This is a genomic window from Enterobacter sp. HK169, from assembly GCF_001719105.1.
Classification (GTDB): Bacteria; Pseudomonadota; Gammaproteobacteria; order Enterobacterales; family Enterobacteriaceae; genus Enterobacter; species Enterobacter asburiae_B.
Genome location: NZ_CP017087.1, coordinates 2,456,611 through 2,476,137, shown reverse-complemented (window position 1 = coordinate 2,476,137; position 19,527 = coordinate 2,456,611). Strand labels below are relative to the sequence as shown.

At 56.5% G+C, this 19,527-nt stretch carries 16 protein-coding genes; 13 read left to right on the top strand and 3 right to left on the bottom strand.

Translation table 11 applies throughout. The annotated features are described in order from the left end of the window. The first annotated feature begins 41 nt into the window (after positions 1-41). The 8 genes from csrD (at position 42) to tldD (ending at position 12,313) form a co-directional block, all read left to right on the top strand. Complete coding sequence (csrD, locus tag EnteroDNA1_RS11710) at positions 42-1,982, top strand: RNase E specificity factor CsrD (protein ID WP_048981162.1); 1,941 nt, start codon at positions 42-44, stop codon at positions 1,980-1,982. A gap of 282 nt (positions 1,983-2,264) precedes the next feature. Next, entirely contained in the window at positions 2,265-3,308 is a 1,044-nt protein-coding gene (gene mreB / locus EnteroDNA1_RS11705) for a rod shape-determining protein MreB (protein WP_000913396.1), read from the top strand. Positions 3,309-3,370: 62 nt separating this feature from the next. Then, positions 3,371-4,387, top strand: a complete 1,017-nt coding sequence (mreC, locus tag EnteroDNA1_RS11700; RefSeq protein WP_033146767.1) for a rod shape-determining protein MreC — start codon at positions 3,371-3,373, stop codon at positions 4,385-4,387. Further along, the gene (gene mreD / locus EnteroDNA1_RS11695; RefSeq protein ID WP_023309399.1) at positions 4,387-4,875 is read left to right on the top strand and encodes a rod shape-determining protein MreD; all 489 of its coding nucleotides are present in this window, start codon (positions 4,387-4,389) and stop codon (positions 4,873-4,875) included. The genes mreC and mreD overlap by 1 nt, the downstream gene beginning before the upstream one ends. Positions 4,876-4,884: 9 nt before the next feature. Further along, complete coding sequence (locus EnteroDNA1_RS11690) at positions 4,885-5,478, top strand: Maf family protein (protein ID WP_023309398.1); 594 nt, start codon at positions 4,885-4,887, stop codon at positions 5,476-5,478. Next, positions 5,468-6,937 (top strand): ribonuclease G, encoded by a 1,470-nt coding sequence (gene rng / locus EnteroDNA1_RS11685; RefSeq protein WP_010436156.1) that lies wholly within the window; start codon positions 5,468-5,470, stop codon positions 6,935-6,937. The genes EnteroDNA1_RS11690 and rng overlap by 11 nt, the downstream gene beginning before the upstream one ends. A 42-nt stretch (positions 6,938-6,979) precedes the next feature. Further along, positions 6,980-10,783, top strand: coding sequence for an AsmA2 domain-containing protein YhdP (gene yhdP, locus EnteroDNA1_RS11680; RefSeq protein WP_069303353.1), 3,804 nt, complete (start codon positions 6,980-6,982; stop codon positions 10,781-10,783). A gap of 84 nt (positions 10,784-10,867) precedes the next feature. Beyond that, positions 10,868-12,313, top strand: a complete 1,446-nt coding sequence (gene tldD / locus EnteroDNA1_RS11675) for a metalloprotease TldD (protein WP_029740073.1) — start codon at positions 10,868-10,870, stop codon at positions 12,311-12,313. A gap of 77 nt (positions 12,314-12,390) precedes the next feature. Here tldD and aaeR read toward each other — a convergent pair whose 3' ends face one another. Further along, positions 12,391-13,317: an HTH-type transcriptional activator AaeR gene (gene aaeR, locus EnteroDNA1_RS11670; RefSeq protein ID WP_023616809.1), complete on the bottom strand. Its 927-nt coding sequence runs from the start codon at positions 13,315-13,317 to the stop codon at positions 12,391-12,393. A gap of 179 nt (positions 13,318-13,496) precedes the next feature. On the opposite strand from aaeR, the gene aaeX reads away from it, so the two are divergent. The 5 genes from aaeX to EnteroDNA1_RS11645 all read left to right on the top strand — a co-directional run bounded on the left by aaeX (position 13,497) and on the right by EnteroDNA1_RS11645 (position 18,476). Continuing rightward, the gene (gene aaeX / locus EnteroDNA1_RS11665; protein WP_003860416.1) at positions 13,497-13,700 is read left to right on the top strand and encodes a p-hydroxybenzoic acid efflux pump operon protein AaeX; all 204 of its coding nucleotides are present in this window, start codon (positions 13,497-13,499) and stop codon (positions 13,698-13,700) included. 7 nt (positions 13,701-13,707) lie between these two features. Further along, the gene (gene aaeA / locus EnteroDNA1_RS11660; protein WP_023309394.1) at positions 13,708-14,640 is read left to right on the top strand and encodes a p-hydroxybenzoic acid efflux pump subunit AaeA; all 933 of its coding nucleotides are present in this window, start codon (positions 13,708-13,710) and stop codon (positions 14,638-14,640) included. A 5-nt stretch (positions 14,641-14,645) separates the two neighbouring features. Next, positions 14,646-16,613, top strand: coding sequence for a p-hydroxybenzoic acid efflux pump subunit AaeB (gene aaeB, locus EnteroDNA1_RS11655; protein ID WP_048977697.1), 1,968 nt, complete (start codon positions 14,646-14,648; stop codon positions 16,611-16,613). Between the two features lie 90 nt (positions 16,614-16,703). Next, positions 16,704-18,158: an NAD-dependent succinate-semialdehyde dehydrogenase gene (locus EnteroDNA1_RS11650; protein ID WP_069303352.1), complete on the top strand. Its 1,455-nt coding sequence runs from the start codon at positions 16,704-16,706 to the stop codon at positions 18,156-18,158. Positions 18,159-18,203: 45 nt separating this feature from the next. Next, a complete protein-coding gene (locus EnteroDNA1_RS11645; RefSeq protein ID WP_023309391.1) occupies positions 18,204-18,476 on the top strand; it encodes a barstar family protein in 273 nt (90 codons plus the stop codon). A 61-nt stretch (positions 18,477-18,537) separates the two neighbouring features. Here EnteroDNA1_RS11645 and yhcN (EnteroDNA1_RS11640) read toward each other — a convergent pair whose 3' ends face one another. Further along, a complete protein-coding gene (yhcN, locus tag EnteroDNA1_RS11640) occupies positions 18,538-18,804 on the bottom strand; it encodes a peroxide/acid stress response protein YhcN (protein ID WP_032659672.1) in 267 nt (88 codons plus the stop codon). Positions 18,805-18,914: 110 nt separating this feature from the next. Further along, positions 18,915-19,178: a peroxide/acid stress response protein YhcN gene (yhcN, locus tag EnteroDNA1_RS11635; protein ID WP_023309389.1), complete on the bottom strand. Its 264-nt coding sequence runs from the start codon at positions 19,176-19,178 to the stop codon at positions 18,915-18,917. Positions 19,179-19,527: the final 349 nt, after the last annotated feature.

The following is a 19,527-nucleotide window of genomic DNA, read 5'->3' as shown; positions in this document are numbered from 1 at the left end:
GCTTACTCGCTACCCCATCAACCCACGGAGTAATCTCAAGGATGCGATTAACGACGAAGTTCTCAGCTTTTATCACCTTGCTGACGGGGCTTACCATTTTTGTCACGCTTCTGGGCTGTTCCCTGAGTTTTTACACCGCCATTCAGGACAAGCTGGTCAACCGGGTACAGTCTGTTGCCTCGGTGATTGATACGCGTCTGCTGACGACGCCCCTACCGGCGCTCTCCCGTGAGCTTGATGAGTTGATGGTACCTGTTGATATCGTTCAGATCGACATTCTGCAGGGAAAGCATCGTGTTTTAAGCCATGAACGACCGGGAAGCTATCGCCCCGCGGGCGTGGTAAGCCAGTATCGGGAAGTGACGGTGCATTCCCTTAAAAATCCGGGGATGACCATACACATGGTCTACCTCGATCCGATGGCCAGCTATTTCCGTTCCATGATGACCACCGCACCGCTCACCGTCGCCGTTGCGTTTATCGTCCTGCTGATCTTTCTCGCGGTCCGCTGGCTGCGCCGCCAGCTTTCCGGTCAGGAGCTGCTGGAGATGCGATCCGTACGTATCCTGAACGGTGAACGCGGCCCGCAGGTGCGTGGCTCTGTCCACGAGTGGCCGTCACGCGCCAGCAGCGCGCTCGATACCCTGCTCTCCGAAATCCAGTTTGCCAGCGACCAGCGCAGCCGTATGGATACGCTGATCCGCTCTTATGCGGCGCAGGATAATAAAACTGGCCTTAACAACCGTCTTTTCTTTGATAATCAGCTCGCCACGCTGCTCGACGATTCAGAAAAAGTGGGGACACACGGGGTGGTGATGATGATTCGCCTGCCCGATTTCGATCTCCTGCGCGACACCTGGGGACAGCGAGCCGCGGAAGAAAACCTCTTTACGCTGATCAACCTGCTCTCCACCTTTATTATGCGCTACCCGGGCGCGCTGCTGGCCCGCTATCACCGCAGCGACTTTGCCGTGCTGTTGCCTCACCGTACGCTGAAGGAATCCGAAAGCATCGCCAGCCAGCTGCTGAAGGCGGTAGATGCGCTGCCGCAGAGCAAAATGCTCGACAGGGACGATATGGTCCACATGGGGATCTGCGCCTGGCGTGGCGGACAATCCACAGAGCAGGTGATGGAACATGCGGAAGCCGCTACCCGCAACGCCGTGTTACAGGGGGCCAACGGATGGGCGGTTTACGATGACTCGCTGCCGGAAAAAGGGCGCGGCAACGTGCGCTGGCGAACGCTGATTGAGCAAATGCTCAGCCGCGGCGGTCCACGTATTTATCAAAAACCCGCGGTCATGAAAAACGGCAACGTTCATCACCGTGAACTGATGTGTCGTATTTTTGACGGTACCGAAGAGGTCATCTCTGCGGAATATCTGCCGATGGTGCTGCAATTTGGCCTGTCCGAAGAGTATGACCGCCAGCAAATTACCCGGCTGATTCCGTTTTTATCCTTCTGGCCTGAAGAAAACCTGGCGTTACAGGTCACCGTGGAGTCGTTAATACGCCCACGTTTTCAGCGCTGGCTACGTGATACGCTAATGCAATGCGAAAAATCGCAACGTAAACACATTATTTTTGAACTTGCTGAGGCCGATGTAGGTCAACACATCAGCCGGTTACGTCCGGTGGTACGTTTGATCAATGCGCTCGGTGCACGTATCGCTGTGACGCAGGCAGGTTTAACGCTGGTCAGCACCAACTGGATCAAGGAACTGGATGTGGAGTTATTAAAGCTACATCCGGGGCTGGTAAGGAATATTGAGAAGCGTACGGAAAACCAGCTGCTGGTACAGAGTCTGGTAGAAGCGTGCAAGGGTACGCGAACACAAGTATTTGCCACGGGCGTGCGCTCCAGAAGCGAATGGCAGATGTTAACAGCGCGCGGCGTGATGGGCGGTCAGGGGGATTTTTTTGCTGCCTCTCAACCGCTTGACACCAACGTGAAAAAATATTTGCAAAGATACTCTGTTTGACCTGCCGTTTACGCTGTTTTCACGTAGAATATCGCGCCTGTAGCTTTGAGTATGTCGAGCAAAAAGCCAGTGAACGACCTGTAACGGGTTACAAACGTCAGTGGGGAACGCTACTGTTTACTCAGCCCTGAGGGAATCAGGGGATGATTTTGTAACATCAGGAAACGTACTGCACAAATTTTCACCGTTGCAGATGATTTTTGCGCCTTGTCGCTGCTGCGTGTGGTTGGTAAAGTAAGCGGATTTTGTTTTCCGCCCCAGCTTTCAGGATTATCCCTTAGTATGTTGAAAAAATTTCGTGGCATGTTTTCCAATGACCTGTCCATTGACCTGGGTACCGCGAATACCCTTATTTATGTAAAAGGACAAGGCATCGTATTGAATGAGCCTTCCGTTGTGGCCATTCGTCAGGATCGTGCAGGCTCGCCGAAAAGCGTTGCTGCAGTGGGTCATGACGCGAAGCAGATGCTGGGTCGTACCCCTGGCAACATCGCCGCCATTCGCCCAATGAAAGACGGCGTTATCGCCGACTTCTTCGTGACTGAAAAAATGCTTCAGCACTTCATCAAGCAGGTTCACAGCAACAGCTTCATGCGTCCAAGCCCGCGTGTTCTGGTGTGTGTGCCGGTTGGTGCAACCCAGGTAGAGCGTCGCGCAATCCGTGAATCTGCCCAGGGTGCAGGTGCACGTGAAGTGTTCCTGATTGAAGAGCCAATGGCTGCGGCCATCGGTGCTGGCCTGCCTGTTTCCGAAGCTACCGGTTCTATGGTTGTGGATATCGGTGGTGGTACCACTGAAGTGGCCGTTATCTCTCTGAACGGCGTGGTGTACTCCTCTTCCGTACGTATCGGTGGTGACCGCTTCGATGAAGCCATCATTAATTATGTGCGCCGTAACTACGGCTCTCTGATCGGTGAAGCCACCGCAGAGCGTATCAAACACGAAATCGGCTCTGCGTATCCGGGCGATGAAGTGCGTGAGATCGAAGTACGTGGCCGTAACCTGGCTGAAGGTGTTCCACGCGGTTTCACCCTGAACTCCAACGAAATTCTGGAAGCTCTGCAGGAACCACTGACGGGCATCGTGAGCGCGGTAATGGTTGCGCTGGAACAGTGCCCACCAGAGCTGGCGTCCGATATCTCCGAGCGCGGTATGGTTCTGACCGGTGGTGGTGCGCTGCTGCGTAACCTCGACCGCCTGTTAATGGAAGAGACAGGTATTCCTGTCGTAGTTGCAGAAGATCCACTGACTTGCGTCGCCCGTGGTGGTGGCAAGGCGCTGGAAATGATCGACATGCACGGCGGCGATTTGTTCAGCGAAGAGTAGTCGAGTTTGAGAGGGTAGCAATTTGCTACCCTTTCTCTCTGACGCGAGAATACGCATAGCCTATGAAGCCAATTTTTAGCCGTGGCCCATCGCTACAGTTTCGCCTTATTCTGGCGGTTCTGGTTGCGCTTGGGGTCATTATTGCCGATAGCCGCCTCGGTACGTTCAGCCAGATCAGAACGTACATGGATACCGCCGTCAGTCCTTTCTACTTTGTTTCAAATGGTCCCCGTGAACTGCTCGACTCCGTTTCTCAAACGCTGTCTTCGCGCGACCAACTCGAACTCGAAAACCGGGCATTACGTCAGGAACTGCTGCTGAAAAACAGCGAACTGCTGATGCTGGGGCAATACAAGCAGGAGAACGCGCGTCTGCGTGAACTGCTCGGCTCGCCGCTGCGTCAGGATGAGCAGAAAATGGTCACGCAGGTGATCTCCACCGTGAACGACCCCTACAGCGATCAGGTTGTGATCGACAAAGGGAGCGTGAACGGGGTGTATGAAGGTCAGCCTGTTATCAGTGATAAAGGCGTTGTGGGCCAGGTTGTTGCCGTGGCCAAACTGACCAGCCGCGTGCTGCTGATTTGCGATGCCACGCATGCTCTGCCGATCCAGGTTCTGCGCAACGACATCCGCGTGATTGCGGCCGGTAACGGCTGTACCGACGACCTGCAGCTGGAACACCTGCCGGCTAACACGGATATTCGCGTGGGCGACGTGCTGGTGACGTCCGGCCTGGGTGGACGCTTCCCTGAAGGCTATCCGGTTGCGGTGGTCTCTTCGGTCAAGCTGGACACCCAGCGTGCCTATACCGTGATTCAGGCCCGTCCAACCGCCGGTTTGCAGCGTCTGCGCTATCTGCTGCTGCTGTGGGGCGCCGATCGTAACGGTTCTAATCCGATGACGCCTGAAGAGGTGCATCGCGTGGCGAACGAGCGCCTGATGCAGATGATGCCGCAGGTTCTCCCACCTGCGGATTCCATGGGGCCGCCTGCGCCAGTACCGGCGCCGGCAACCGGGTTAACGCAGCCGCTGCCGGATGCGCCGCCACCGCCTAAACTCTCTTCGGGAGGGCAGTAGTGGCAAGCTATCGTAGCCAGGGACGCTGGGTCATCTGGCTCTCGTTTCTCATTGCACTGTTACTGCAAGTGATGCCCTGGCCGGATGACATTCTCGTTTTCCGGCCAAACTGGGTATTGCTCATTTTACTCTACTGGATCCTTGCCCTGCCGCATCGCGTAAATGTCGGCACAGGTTTCGTGATGGGTGCCATACTGGATCTCATTAGCGGCTCTACGCTTGGCGTGCGCGCCTTGTCCATGAGCATTATTGCGTACCTCGTCGCACTCAAATTCCAGCTCTTTCGTAACCTTGCGCTCTGGCAACAGGCCCTGGTAGTGATGCTATTGTCGCTCGCTGCGGATATCGTTGTTTTCTGGGCTGAGTTTTTAGTGATCAACGTCTCTTTCCGACCGGAAGTGTTCTGGAGTAGTGTAGTAAACGGTGTGCTCTGGCCTTGGTTATTCCTGCTGATGCGTAAGGTTCGCCAGCAGTTTGCTGTGCAATAAAAGGTTTCTATGACGTCTTTGTATCTCGCTTCCGGCTCCCCGCGCCGTCAGGAACTCCTGACGCAGCTAGGCGTCTCTTTTGAACGCATCGTTACCGGCATTGAAGAAAAACGTGCTGAGGGCGAAAGCGCTCAACAGTACGTGTCTCGCCTGGCGCGCGAGAAAGCGCAGGCGGGCGTGGCCAGTGTGCCACGCGATCTTCCCGTCCTGGGAGCAGATACCATCGTTATTCTGAACGGTGAAGTGCTTGAGAAACCGCGCGACGCCGATCATGCGGCGCGCATGCTGCACAAAATGTCCGGACAAACGCATCAGGTGATGACGGCCGTCGCGCTGGCTGACCGCCAGCACGTGCTGGATTGCCTGGTAGTGACCGAAGTGACGTTCAGAGTACTTACCGACGACGACATCGCCGCTTATATTGCCAGCGGTGAACCAATGGATAAAGCAGGTGCATACGGTATTCAGGGGCTGGGTGGCTGTTTTGTCAGGAAGATTAATGGCAGCTATCACGCCGTAGTCGGCTTACCGCTGGTGGAAACGTATGAGTTGCTGAGCAATTTTAACTCACTGCGTGAGGGAAGGGATAATTATGACGGCTGAATTGTTGGTAAACGTAACGCCATCGGAAACCCGTGTGGCCTATATTGATGGTGGCATTCTTCAGGAAATTCATATTGAGCGTGAAGCGCGGCGCGGAATAGTAGGCAATATCTACAAAGGTCGTGTCAGTCGTGTACTACCGGGTATGCAGGCGGCTTTTGTAGATATTGGACTGGATAAGGCGGCGTTTTTACATGCCTCCGATATCATGCCGCACACCGAGTGCGTCGCTGGCGAAGAGCAAAAGCAGTTTGCCGTGCGCGATATTTCTGAACTGGTACGTCAGGGACAGGATCTGATGGTGCAGGTGGTGAAAGACCCCCTCGGTACCAAAGGCGCCCGTCTGACCACCGACATCACCTTACCTTCCCGCTATCTGGTCTTTATGCCCGGCGCGTCGCACGTGGGCGTTTCGCAGCGTATTGAGAGCGAAACCGAGCGCGAGCGTCTGAAGAAAGTGGTCAGCGCCTACTGCGATGAACAGGGCGGGTTTATCATCCGTACCGCTGCGGAAGGGATCAGCGAAGAAGACCTGGCGTCGGATGCGGCTTACCTGAAGCGCGTCTGGACCAAGGTGATGGAGCGTAAAAAACGCAACCAGACCCGCTACCAGCTCTACGGTGAGCTGGCCCTTGCTCAGCGCGTTCTGCGCGACTTTGCCGATGCCCAGCTCGACCGCATTCGCGTGGACTCGCGCCTGACCTATGAAGCGCTGCTGGAATTTACCGCTGAGTACATCCCGGAGATGCCTGGCCTGCTGGAACATTATTCAGGGCGTCAGCCGATTTTCGATCTCTATGATGTCGAAAACGAGATCCAGCGCGCGCTGGAGCGTAAGGTTGAGCTGAAGTCAGGCGGCTATCTGATCATCGATCAGACCGAAGCGATGACCACCGTCGATATCAACACCGGCGCGTTCGTCGGCCATCGCAACCTGGATGACACCATCTTCAACACTAACATCGAAGCCACGCAGGCGATTGCGCGCCAGCTTCGTCTGCGCAATCTGGGCGGCATTATCATCATCGACTTCATCGATATGAGTAATGAAGACCATCGTCGCCGCGTGCTGCACTCGCTTGAGCAGGCGCTGAGCAAAGATCGCGTGAAAACCAGCATCAACGGCTTCTCGCAGCTGGGGCTGGTGGAAATGACGCGTAAGCGTACCCGCGAGAGCGTTGAGCATGTGCTGTGTAATGAATGCCCAACCTGCCATGGGCGCGGAACGGTAAAGACGGTTGAGACCGTCTGCTATGAAATTATGCGCGAAATCGTCCGTGTTCATCATGCCTACGACTCCGATCGTTTTCTGGTCTATGCTTCCCCTGCGGTGGCTGAAGCGCTGAAAGGCGAAGAGTCACACGCGCTGGCGGAAGTGGAAATCTTTGTCGGCAAACAGGTAAAAGTACAAATTGAACCGCTCTATAACCAGGAGCAGTTTGACGTCGTGATGATGTAAGACGCAGTACGCTGCGTGACGAAAGCTGACAAGGAGAGATGCGTGAGGCGATTGCCGGGGATTTTATTGCTTACAGGGGCAACGCTGGTCGTGATTGTCGCGTTGCTCGTGAGCGGGCTACGCCTCGTATTACCGCATCTGGACAGCTGGCGTCCGCAACTGCTGGCTAAAATTGAATCCACCACCGGCGTGCCGGTGAACGTAAGCCAGATTAGCGCTAACTGGCAGAATTTTGGCCCGACGCTCGATGTCCGGGATATCAACGCCAGCCTCAAAGATGGCGGCCACCTGAAAATCAAACGCGTGACCCTGGCGCTGGACGTCTGGCAAAGCCTGCTGCATCTGCGCTGGCAGTTTCGCGATCTCACCTTTTATCAACTCCAGTTCCTGACCAATACGCCTCTGTCCGGCGGCGATAGCGGTCAGGGTCTGGAAGCCAACCGCTTCAGCGATCTTTTCCTCCGTCAGTTCGATCACTTCGATCTGCGCGACAGTGAAGTGAGCTTCATTACCCTCTCCGGCCAGCGCGCCGAACTGGCGATCCCTCAGCTGACCTGGCTCAACGGTAAAGAACGTCACCGCGCTGAGGGGCAGGTCAATCTCTCAAGCCTGAACGGCCAGCACGGCGTGATGCAGGTGCGCATGGATCTGCGGGACGATGACGGCCTGTTAAACAACGGCAAAGTCTGGCTGCAGGCCGACGATGTTGACGTAAAGCCGTGGCTGGGCGACTGGCTCCAGCAAAATATGCAGCTGGAGACTGCCCGTTTCAGCCTTGAAGGCTGGCTGACCCTGACCAAAGGTGAATTTGCCAGCGGCGATATCTGGCTCAAGCAGGGGGGCGCCAGCTGGAAAGGCGAAAAACAGCAGCATCAGCTTTCCGTCGATAACCTCACCGCGCACGTGACGCAGGAAAAAGAGGGCTGGCAGTTTGCCATTCCGGATACGCGCATCACCATGGACGGCAAGCCGTGGCCGCGCGGTGCGCTGACGCTGGCCTGGATGCCGGAGCAGGACGTCGGCGGCACGGCCAGTAAACGCAGCGACGAGCTGCGCATCCGCGCCAGCAACCTCGATTTGGCGGCCATTGAGGGCCTGCGCTCGATGGCGGCAAAACTCTCTCCGGACCTGGGCGAGATCTGGCTGGCAACCCAGCCGAGCGGGACGATCGATGCGCTGGGGCTGGACATCCCGCTCCAGGCGACGGAAAAAACCCGCTTCCAGGCAACGTGGAAAGATCTTGCCTGGAAGCAGTGGAAGCTGCTGCCGGGGGCGGAGCACTTTAGCGGCAAGCTGGAAGGCAGCGTGGAAAACGGCAGGCTGACGGTTGATATGCACGACGCCAAAATGCCTTACGAGACGGTCTTCCGCGCGCCGCTGGAAATCGAACAGGGCAGCGCGGTGCTTAACTGGCTCCGTAACGACAAGGGTTTCCAGCTTGATGGCCGCCATATCGATGTGAAAGCCAAAGCGGTGCACGCGCGCGGCGATTTCCGCTATCTGCAGCCTGAAGGCGATGAGCCGTGGCTGGGCATTCTGGCCGGGATCAGCACCGATGACGGCTCTCAGGCCTGGCGCTACTTCCCGGAAAACCTGATGGGAAAAGCCCTGGTGGACTATCTCAGCGGCGCGATTCAGGGCGGTCAGGCGGACAATGCCACGCTGGTGTACGGCGGTAATCCGCATCTTTTCCCGTACAAACACAATGAAGGCCAGTTCCAGGTGCTGGTGCCGCTGCATAACGCGACCTTTGCGTTCCAGCCCGGCTGGCCCGCGCTGAAAGATCTGGATATCGAGCTCAACTTCCTCAATGACGGACTATGGATGAAGTCCGACAGCGTGGCGCTGGGCGGCGTGACGGCCAGCAACCTGACGGCCAACATCCCGGATTACTCCAAAGAGAAGCTGCTGATTGATGCCGACATCAATGGCCCGGGCAAAGCGGTGGGGCCGTACTTTGAGGAGACGCCCCTGAAAGATTCGCTGGCGGCGACGCTCCAGCAGCTACAGCTTGATGGCGATGTTAATGCTCGCTTACATCTTGATATCCCGCTGGACGGCGAGATGACCACCGCCAAAGGCGACGTCCGCCTTAAGAACAACAGCCTGTTCATCAAACCCCTTGAGAGCACGCTGAAAAATCTCAGCGGGCAGTTCAGCTTTGACAACGGAAACCTGAAGAGCGAGCCGCTTACGGCCAGCTGGTTTAATCAGCCCGTTAATATCGACTTCACGACCACCGAGGGTGAAAAGGCTTATCAGGTAGCCGTCAATCTGGACGGTAACTGGCAGCCAGCGCGCATGGAGGTCCTGCCGAAACCCATTGAGGCGTCAGTGCAGGGCGCAGTCGCCTGGCAGGGTAAAGTGGCAATCGACCTGCCTTATCACGCGGGTGCTCAGTATAAGGTCGACATCACGGGCGATCTGAAAAACCTTCAGAGCCAGCTGCCTGCGCCGCTGGATAAACAGGCCGGACAGCCGCTGCCGGTAAAGCTGAACGTCGATGGCAACCTGAACAGCTTCGCGTTGACCGGAAGCGCGGGCGGGACAAACCACTTCAACAGCCGCTGGCTGCTTAACCGCAAGCTCACCCTCGACAAAGCCATCTGGACAACGGATAGCCGCTCCACGCCGCCTCTGCCGGAGCAGTCGGGCATTGAGCTGAATCTCCCGCCGATGGACGGTGCAGAGTGGCTGGCGCTGTTCCAGAAAGGTGTTGGGCAAAACGTTGATGAAACCGCCCAGTTCCCGCAGGCCATTACCGTACGCACGCCGTCGCTGATGCTGGGCGGGCAGCAGTGGAACAACCTGAGCATTGTCTCGCAGCCTGGCGCTAACGGCACGAAGGTGGAGGCCCAGGGCAGAGAGATCAACGGTACGCTGACCATGCGCAATCACGCGCCGTGGCAGGCGGCGATCCGCTACCTCTACTACAACCCGGCAAGCGCCGCGAGCGGGAAAGATAAACCGGCAGAGGCGTCGCCGCTGAGTAATGTCTCCCGCGTCGATTTTAGCGGCTGGCCCGATCTCCAGCTGCGCTGCGCGGAGTGCTGGCTGTGGGGGCAGAAATATGGCCGTATTGACGGTGATTTCACTATTCAGGCCAACACGCTTACGCTCTCCGGTGGCCTGGTTGATACCGGTTTTGGCCGCATGACGGCCGCAGGGGAATGGGTGAATAACCCGGGCGAGCAGCGAACTTCCCTGAAGGGCGACATTAAAGGCAACAAGCTGGATGCGGCAGCCAATTTCTTTGGAATCAGCACGCCGCTGCGCGGCTCGTCGTTTGACGTCGATTACGATCTTCACTGGCGTGACGCTCCGTGGAAGCCGGATGAGGCCTCGCTGAACGGCATTCTGAAAACCCGCTTCGGCAAAGGTGAAATTGCCGACGTGAGCACGGGGCGCGCCGGGCAGATCCTGCGCCTGCTGAGTTTTGATGCGCTGCTGCGCAAGCTGCGCTTCGATTTCAGCGATACCTTCAGCGAAGGTTTCTACTACGATTCCATCCGCAGCACGGCGTGGATCAAGGACGGTGTTCTGCATACGGACGACACGTTGGTGGATGGCCTGGAAGCGGATATCGCTATGAAAGGCTCCGTTAACCTCGTGCGTCGCGAGCTGGATATGGAAGCCGTGGTGGCGCCGGAAATTTCCGCGAGCGTGGGCGTGGCGGCGGCCTTTGTGGTGAACCCGATTGTCGGTGCGGCAGTGTTTGCCGCCAGCAAAGTGCTGGGGCCGCTGTGGAGCAAGGTCTCCATTCTGCGCTACCGCATTACCGGTCCGGTAGATAAACCGCAGATTAACGAGGTGCTGCGCCAGCCGCGCAAAGATGCACAGCAATGATTTGACGTGGGCAGGTAATTGCCTCACTCTCAATAAATACGATCTTTATACCGCCACGGGCGGCAACGAACGAGTAGCAATACGATGAGTCTGAACCTGGTAAGTGAACATTTGCTCGCAGCGAACGGCCTGAGCCATCAGGACCTGTTCTCCATTCTTGGTCAACTGACCGAACGCCGCCTCGACTACGGCGACCTTTATTTCCAGTCGAGCTATCACGAATCCTGGGTTTTAGAAGACAGCATCATCAAAGATGGCTCCTACAACATTGACCAGGGCGTCGGCGTCCGTGCCGTCAGCGGCGAGAAAACCGGTTTTGCCTATGCCGATCAGATTAGCCTCACCGCACTCGAGCAGAGCGCGCAGGCCGCGCGTACCATTGTGCGTGATACCGGTGATGGTCGCGTGAAAACCCTGGGAGAAGTGCAGCACTCTGCGCTCTATACCAGCATCGATCCGCTGCAGAGCATGAGCCGTGAAGAGAAGCTGGATATCCTGCGTCGCGTGGACAAAGTCGCCCGCGCGGCGGACAAACGCGTGCAGGAAGTTTCTGCCAGCCTGAGCGGCGTGTATGAGTTGATTCTGGTTGCGGCAACGGACGGTACCCTTGCGGCAGACGTTCGCCCGCTGGTGCGTCTCTCCATCAGCGTGCAGGTCGATGACGACGGCAAACGCGAGCGCGGCTCAAGCGGCGGCGGCGGTCGTTTCGGCTATGACTGGTTCCTGGGCGACGTTGACGGTGAAGCACGCGCCGACGCGTGGGCGAAAGAAGCCGTGCGCATGGCGCTGGTGAATCTGAATGCCGTCGCGGCGCCGGCGGGCTCATTCCCGGTGGTGCTGGGCGCCGGATGGCCGGGCGTGCTGTTACACGAAGCCGTAGGCCACGGCCTGGAAGGCGACTTTAACCGTCGCGGGACGTCCGTGTTCAGCGGTCAAATCGGGCAGCTTGTCTCCTCTGAGCTGTGCACCGTGGTGGATGACGGCACCATGCGCGATCGTCGCGGCTCGGTGGCTATCGACGATGAAGGTACGCCAGGGCAGTACAATGTGCTGATCGAAAACGGCGTGCTGAAAGGCTACATGCAGGACAAACTCAACGCGCGCCTGATGGGCGTCGCGCCGACGGGCAACGGACGCCGTGAATCTTACGCGCATCTGCCGATGCCGCGCATGACCAACACGTACATGCTGCCGGGCAAATCGACGCCGCAGGAGATTATCGAATCCGTCGATTACGGTATCTTTGCGCCAAACTTTGGCGGCGGCCAGGTGGACATCACCTCCGGTAAGTTTGTTTTCTCCACGTCAGAAGCGTATCTGATCGAGAAAGGTAAAGTGACCAAAGCGGTGAAGGGGGCGACGCTGATTGGCTCCGGTATTGAAGCCATGCAGCAGATTTCCATGGTCGGTAACGATCTGAAGCTGGATAACGGCGTGGGCGTCTGCGGTAAAGAGGGCCAGAGCCTGCCGGTTGGCGTGGGCCAGCCAACGCTGAAGGTGGACAACCTGACGGTGGGCGGCACGGCGTAATTTCCTGACCCTCTCCCCAAAGGGGAGAGGGGGCTGCTCCGCGCTGTCTTTTCTCCCTCGTCCTTATGGAAAAAGGCCTACTCTTTCCTTCTCCCCCGCATCCCCTGAAACAGCTCCGCCACGTCCACAAAATATTCGGTCAGATAGTTAATACACACCTGCACCTTGAGCGGAAGTTTGTCTTTTTCGGTATACAGGGCGTACACAGGACGCGGATCGGACTGGTAGCGCGGGAAGAGGATCTCCAGCACGCCGCTGTTGATCTCGTTGATCACCCACATTAACGGCACGTAGGCGATCCCGGCGCCGGCCACCAGCCAGCGTGAAATCGTCATCGGATCGTTAGTGACAAACCGCCCTTCCGGCAGCAGTTTGGTAGAAATCCCTTCCGGGGCAATCAGCTCAAATTCATTATCGGGCCGCACGCTGTACTCCAGCCACGAGTGGTTGGTGAGATCGGCGGGCTTCTCCGGAACGCCGTACTGCGCCAGATAGCTTTTCGAGGCGCAGACCACCATCGGCATGCTGCCCAGCCGTCGCGAGAACAGGCTGGAATCCTGCAACGCGCCGACGCGGATCACCACGTCCAGCCCGTCGGCAATCAGATCCGGCGCCGGGATACCCGTCACCAGATTGACCGTAAGACCGGGGTACTCTTTCAGCATATCCGCCGTCATGGCAGCGAGAACATTTTGTGCCATAGTTGAAGAACACCCGATGCGCAGCGTGCCGATGGGGGTGTTGTTGAAGGCATAGAGCTGTTCGTGAACATCCTGCACTTCAAGCAGCATACGGCGACAGCCCTGATAGTAAATTTTACCCGCTTCCGTCAGCCCAATGCTGCGGGTACTGCGGTTGAGCAGCTTGACCTGAAGCTCATCTTCCAGTTTGGACACCGTCTGGCTGATGGATGAGACGCTCATCTGAAGCTGGCGTGCAGCGGCGGTAAAAGAGCCCAGCTCAACCACTTTGGCGAAGACCGACATGCGTTTTAAACGTTCCATTGTTCACTCTGGCTTAAAAGTGATTTAGATCACATATTATAGATAACAGCATAACAGTTACGTTAATATATTATTAATTACATAACGGCTGCGCCATTCTCGCCCGGCGTTTCTTGCTCTCCTGCGGTGGCGTGCGCTAAAAAATTCTGAAGCCTGCACTCTCTCTTATCAAGGTCAACATGAGTCTGTTTCCCGTTATCGTGGTGTTCGGTCTGTCGTTCCCACCGATATTTTTCGAGCTTCTTTTATCACTGGCGATCTTCTGGCTGGTGCGCAAGGTGCTGGTCCCTACCGGGATCTACGATTTCGTCTGGCACCCTGCATTGTTCAATACCGCGCTGTATTGCTGCCTGTTTTATCTGATATCGCGCATGTTTGTCTGAGGTTGATGTGAAAACGCTAACAAGAAAAATCTCCCGCACTGCCATCACAATGGCGCTGGTTATCCTCGCCTTCATCGCTATTTTCCGCGCCTGGGTTTATTACACCGAATCACCGTGGACGCGTGATGCACGCTTCAGCGCCGATGTGGTGGCAATAGCCCCTGACGTGGCCGGCCTTATCACGGCGGTCAACGTCCACGATAACCAGCTGGTGAAAAAAGATCAGGTCCTGTTCACCATCGACCAGCCTCGTTACCAGAAAGCGCTGGAAGAGGCGGAAGCGGACGTGGCCTATTATCAGGCGCTGGCTGCGGAGAAACGCCGCGAGGCAGGTCGCCGTAATCAGCTGGGCGTTCAGGCAATGTCCCGCGAAGAGATTGACCAGTCCAACAACGTGCTGCAAACCGTGCTGCACCAGCTGGCGAAAGCGCAGGCAACGCGCGATCTGGCGAAGCTCGATCTCGAGCGCACCGTGATCCGCGCGCCATCCGATGGTTGGGTCACCAACCTTAACGTCTATGCCGGGGAATTCATTACCCGTGGCTCTACCGCCGTGGCGCTGGTTAAACAGAACTCCTTCTACGTGCTAGCCTATATGGAAGAGACCAAGCTGGAAGGCGTGCGCCCAGGTTACCGGGCGGAAATCACGCCGCTCGGCAGCAACCGCGTCTTTAAAGGCACCGTCGACAGCGTTGCCGCAGGGGTGACTAACTCCAGCAGTTCTAACGATGCCAAAGGGATGGCGACGGTCGATTCCAACCTGGAGTGGGTGCGTCTGGCCCAGCGCGTGCCGGTACGTATTCATCTGGATGAACAGCAGGGAAATCTGTGGCCTGCGGGTACCACGGCGACGGTGGTGATCACCGGTGAAAAGGACCGGGATGCCAGCCAGGACTCGTTCTTCCGTAAAATTGCCCACCGCCTGCGCGAGTTTGGTTAATCGCCATGGGTATCTTTTCCATCGCCAGCCAGCACATTCGCTTCGCCGTGAAGCTGGCGTGCGCCATCGTGCTGGCGCTGTTTGTTGGCTTTCACTTCCAGCTTGAAACTCCTCGCTGGGCAGTGCTGACGGCTGCGATTGTCGCGGCGGGCCCTGCCTTTGCCGCGGGCGGGGAGCCCTATTCTGGCGCGATCCGCTATCGCGGGATGCTGCGTATCATCGGGACGTTTATCGGCTGTTTCGCGGCGCTGACCATTATTATTCTCATGATCCGCACCCCGCTGCTGATGCTGATGGTGTGCTGTATCTGGGCGGGTTTCTGCACCTGGCTCTCGTCTCTGGTGAAAGTGGAGAACTCCTACGCCTGGGGACTGGCGGGCTATACCGCGCTGATTATTGTCATCACTATCCAAAGTGAACCGCTGCTCGCCCCGCAGTTTGCGGTTGAGCGCTGCAGCGAGATTGTGATTGGCATTGTCAGCGCGATCGTCGCTGACCTGCTTTTCTCTCCGCGCTCCATCAAGCAGGAAGTCGACCGTGAGCTCGACGCGCTGATTGTTGCCCAGTATCAGCTGATGCAGCTGTGCATTAAGCATGGCGACAGCGAAGAGGTGGATAAAGCCTGGAGCGGGCTGGTACGTCGTACGCAGGCGCTGGAAGGAATGCGCAGCAACCTTAATATGGAGTCGTCGCGCTGGGCCCGCGCGAATCGACGCCTGAAAGCCCTCAACACCGTCTCTCTGACGCTGATTACCCAGGCCTGTGAAACCTATCTGATTCAGAACACCCGGCCGGAAGCGGTCACCGATACGTTCCGCGAACTGTTTGCCGAGCCGGTGGAAACCGTACAGGACGTGCATAAGCAGCTTAAGCGCATGCGCCGGGTGATTGCCTGGACCGGGGAGCGCGACACGCCGGTAACCATCTACACCTGGGTCGGCGCCGCGACGCGCTATCTGCTTCTGAAGCGCGGCGTGATCGGTAACACCAAAATCAGCGCGGCGGAAGAAGAGGTGCTGCAGGGGGAAGTGGTGATCAAGGCGGAATCCGCCGAGCGTCATCACGCCATGGTCAATTTCTGGCGTACGACGCTTGCCTGCATGCTCGGCACGCTGTTCTGGCTGTGGACGGGCTGGACATCCGGCAGCGGCGCGATGGTGATGATTGCCGTTGTGACCGCACTGGCGATGCGTCTGCCTAATCCGCGTATGGTCGCCATTGATTTCCTTTACGGCACGATTGCCGCGTTGCCGATAGGCGCGCTCTATTTCCTGGTCATCATCCCGTCGACGCAACAGAGCATGCTGCTGCTCTGCATTAGCCTGGCGGTAATGGCGTTCTTTATCGGCATTGAAGTGCAAAAGCGGCGTCTTGGATCGCTGGGGGCGCTGGCGAGTACGATTAACATCATCGTTCTCGATAACCCGATGACCTTCCATTTCAGCCAGTTCCTCGACAGCGCGTTAGGCCAGCTGGTGGGCTGCTTCCTGGCCATGATGGTGATACTGCTGGTGCGGGATAACTCGCAGGCAAGAACGGGCCGCGTGCTGCTGAACCAGTTCGTGTCGGCTGCCGTGTCATCTTTGACAACCAATACCGCGCGCCGTAAAGAGAACCACCTGCCCGCGCTCTACCAGCAGCTGTTTTTGCTGCTGAACAAGTTCCCGGGCGATATCGCGAAGTTCCGCCTGGCGTTAACCATGATCATTGCGCACCAGCGTTTGCGTAACGCGCCCGTGCCGATCAACGACGATTTGTCGGCATACCACCGCCAGCTGCGTCGTACCGCCGATCACGTGCTTTCTGCCAGCAGCGATGACAAACGGCGTCGCTACTTTACGCAGCTGCTTGAAGAGCTCGATACCTATCAGGAAAAGCTCAAGCACTGGGAGGCGCCGCCTCAGGTGACCGAGCCGGTAGGACGGCTGGTGTTTATGCTGCATCGCTACCAGAATGCCCTCACGGATAACTGACTGAAGTAAAAAAACCGACGCCAAAAGCGTCGGTTTTTTTGTGGCTATACTTATTCCAGCACGTTCTTACATTTCAGAAAGGGAGAACACATGACGACCCAGGCGCTTCAGGACCACATCCTTTTTCAGACCGGTTATCTGGTCAACGGAATCTGGAAAACGCTGGATACAACCTTTGATGTGCTGAATCCCGCGACAGGCGAGGTCATTGCTAAAGTCGCAAAAGCGGGTAAAGCGCAAACCGAAGACGCTATTGCAGCGGCTACCCAGGCCTTCCCGGCATGGCGTGCCAAAACCGCGAAAGAACGCTCGGCGATTCTCTACCGCTGGTACGAACTGATTATTGAGAATAAAAGCTGGCTCGGGCGGTTGATGACCACCGAACAGGGCAAACCCCTGAAAGAAGCGGAGGGAGAAGTCGAGTACGCCGCCAGCTTTATCCAGTGGTTTGCCGAAGAGGCCAAACGCGCGAACGGAGAAATTATTCCGCCGATAAAACCCGGCTCACGCATTCTGGCGACCCGTGAACCTATTGGTGTGGTCGCGGCGATTACGCCGTGGAACTTCCCGATGGCCATGCTCACCCGCAAGTTAGGCCCGGCGCTGGCAGCAGGATGCACCGGGGTCATTAAACCGGCCAATAACACGCCGCTCAGCGCATTTGCGCTGCTTACGCTGGCGAAACAGGCCGGTGTGCCCGACGGTGTTCTCAACACCGTCGCCGGGAATACGCATGAAATCAGCGATGCGATCATGGCAAGCCGCGACGTGCGTAAAATCTCCTTTACCGGCTCAACCTCCGTCGGCAAAACGCTGGTGCGTAACGCCGCAGAAACCATGAAAAAAGTCTCGATGGAGCTGGGGGGAAATGCCCCGTATATCGTTTTTGAGGATGCGGACATCGACGCGGCGGTTAAGGGCGCGATCGCCAACAAGTTCCGCAATGCCGGGCAGGTCTGCGTCAGCGTGAACCGTTTTTATATTCAGGAAACCGTCTACGACAAATTTGTGAATAAACTTGCCGATGCGGTGAAGGCGCTGAAGGTGGGTAATGGTCTTGAGGAGGGGGTGGTCGTCGGGCCGCTGATTGAACCTTCGGCGGTCAACAAGGTGCGTGAACACATCGACGACGCCGTTGCCCGGGGCGCAACCGTACTGGCAGGAGGGAAGCCTCATCCGCTTGGCGGGAATTTCTGGATGCCAACCGTACTGGGCGACTGCCATGAAGGCATGAAGCTGGCAGAAGAAGAGACGTTTGGCCCGGTGGCGGCGTGCTTCCGTTTCACCTCGGAAGATGAAGTCATCCAGCGCGCCAACAACACGCCCTATGGGCTGGCGGCTTACTTCTACACCCAGAATCTTTCTCGGGTCTTCCGCGTTTCACAGGCCATCGAGAGCGGGATGATCGGCATCAACGAGTGCGCCGTCTCCACGGAGCTTGGGCCCTTTGGCGGCGTAAAAGAGTCAGGTCTTGGACGAGAGGGCTCCGTGCTGGGACTGGAAGAGTATCTGGAAGTTAAAACCCTGCATATTGGGGGATTATAATAGACAGGGCGGCATCTGCCGCTCGCCTGGACTGGGTGGCTGGCAATGAAAACCTATACGTTTGATTTTGACGAGATCGACAGTCAGGAAGACTTCTACCGTGAATTTATCCGGGCGTTTGATCTTGAACGGGAAAGCGTGACGAATCTGGATACGCTGTGGGACGTGGTCACCGGCAGTCAGTTGCCGCTACCGCTGGAAATTGAGTTCATCCATTTGCCCGATAAGCTGCGAAGACGTTTTGGCGCGCTGATATTGCTGTTCGATGAAGCGGAAGAAGAGCTTGAAGGGCAGCTGCGCTTTAACGCGCGGCATTGAATGAAAAAAGCCCCTGACCATAAGGCCAGGGGCAAGTCGTATGATGAGATACGACGAGGGTTTATTTATACAGTTCTGCCGTTGCATGCCAGTGGTCACCCTGATTCAGTTCGGTGACGCGATAGCTGCTGGCGCCTGCTTTTTCAGCTTTGGCGGCAAGTTCGTGACGAATATCCATCGGTGAGCCGGTGACAGACGTTACGGAGACGCTGCCCATACGCTGTAGATTTTGTGCCTGGTCGGCATTTACCTGCTGTACGGCTGCGCTCGCGCCGAAAGAGAGAACGGATGCCAGACCGAGGGTTGCGATGATCAATTTGGTTTTCATAGTCTTTACTCCTGAATAGGGTTTTTACTCAACGGCGAGAAGGGTTGAACCGCTATTTTTATGCCTGGTGCCGTTGAGTGGAGATTTACGTCTTCAGTTATTACTAAAACTTATTTGTACAGCTCAGCGGTGGCGTGCCAGTGGTCACCGGAACGCGCTTCGATGATGCGATAGGATGACGCACCCTGTTCTTCCGCTTTTTTGTTCAGCATCTCATGCATGTCCATTGGCGATGTGCCGACCGCGCCGACAGAAACCGTACCGATGGCCTGACGGGATTGCGCCTGGTCAGCATTGATAGAGTCAGCTGCGAAAGCACCGAATGACAGGACGGACAGGACGCTGAGCGCCGCTACAGTTGATTTGATTTTCATGTTTTTTACCTCGTCGAATTTTTTAGTGGGGTCTTGTTTCGTGACCCTCATCACAAAATCAAGTATACACTAATAACGGTAAAAATTAATACCAGGCTAATGGTTTCTATTGTTATTACGTGTTAACCAGTCTGTTTTTTATAACCAAATTGCATAATATTGGACGTTTTTTGTTCATTCTTGTTGGTTATATCTAATAAAATCATATGGATATCAGCTTTTGATTTTTTGTGCGATTTTTTGATTTAGCATTCACCAGATGAATGTTAATAGGTGGTAAAAAGCACTATTTGTCAAAGTGAAGGGCAGTAGAAAAGAGGGGAGAACGCAGCGGAAGCAGAACGATCCC

Coding starts and splice junctions, on each gene's coding strand:
- csrD (WP_048981162.1), top strand. CDS start 42: ATGCGATTAACGACGAAGTTCTCAGCTTTTATCACCTTGCTGACGGGG.
- aaeX (WP_003860416.1), top strand. CDS start 13,497: ATGAGTCTGTTTCCCGTTATCGTGGTGTTCGGTCTGTCGTTCCCACCG.
- rng (WP_010436156.1), top strand. CDS start 5,468: ATGACGGCTGAATTGTTGGTAAACGTAACGCCATCGGAAACCCGTGTG.
- aaeR (WP_023616809.1), bottom strand. CDS start 13,317: ATGGAACGTTTAAAACGCATGTCGGTCTTCGCCAAAGTGGTTGAGCTG.
- EnteroDNA1_RS11690 (WP_023309398.1), top strand. CDS start 4,885: ATGACGTCTTTGTATCTCGCTTCCGGCTCCCCGCGCCGTCAGGAACTC.
- mreC (WP_033146767.1), top strand. CDS start 3,371: ATGAAGCCAATTTTTAGCCGTGGCCCATCGCTACAGTTTCGCCTTATT.
- mreB (WP_000913396.1), top strand. CDS start 2,265: ATGTTGAAAAAATTTCGTGGCATGTTTTCCAATGACCTGTCCATTGAC.
- EnteroDNA1_RS11650 (WP_069303352.1), top strand. CDS start 16,704: ATGACGACCCAGGCGCTTCAGGACCACATCCTTTTTCAGACCGGTTAT.
- yhcN (WP_023309389.1), bottom strand. CDS start 19,178: ATGAAAATCAAATCAACTGTAGCGGCGCTCAGCGTCCTGTCCGTCCTG.
- EnteroDNA1_RS11645 (WP_023309391.1), top strand. CDS start 18,204: ATGAAAACCTATACGTTTGATTTTGACGAGATCGACAGTCAGGAAGAC.
- tldD (WP_029740073.1), top strand. CDS start 10,868: ATGAGTCTGAACCTGGTAAGTGAACATTTGCTCGCAGCGAACGGCCTG.
- yhcN (WP_032659672.1), bottom strand. CDS start 18,804: ATGAAAACCAAATTGATCATCGCAACCCTCGGTCTGGCATCCGTTCTC.
- aaeB (WP_048977697.1), top strand. CDS start 14,646: ATGGGTATCTTTTCCATCGCCAGCCAGCACATTCGCTTCGCCGTGAAG.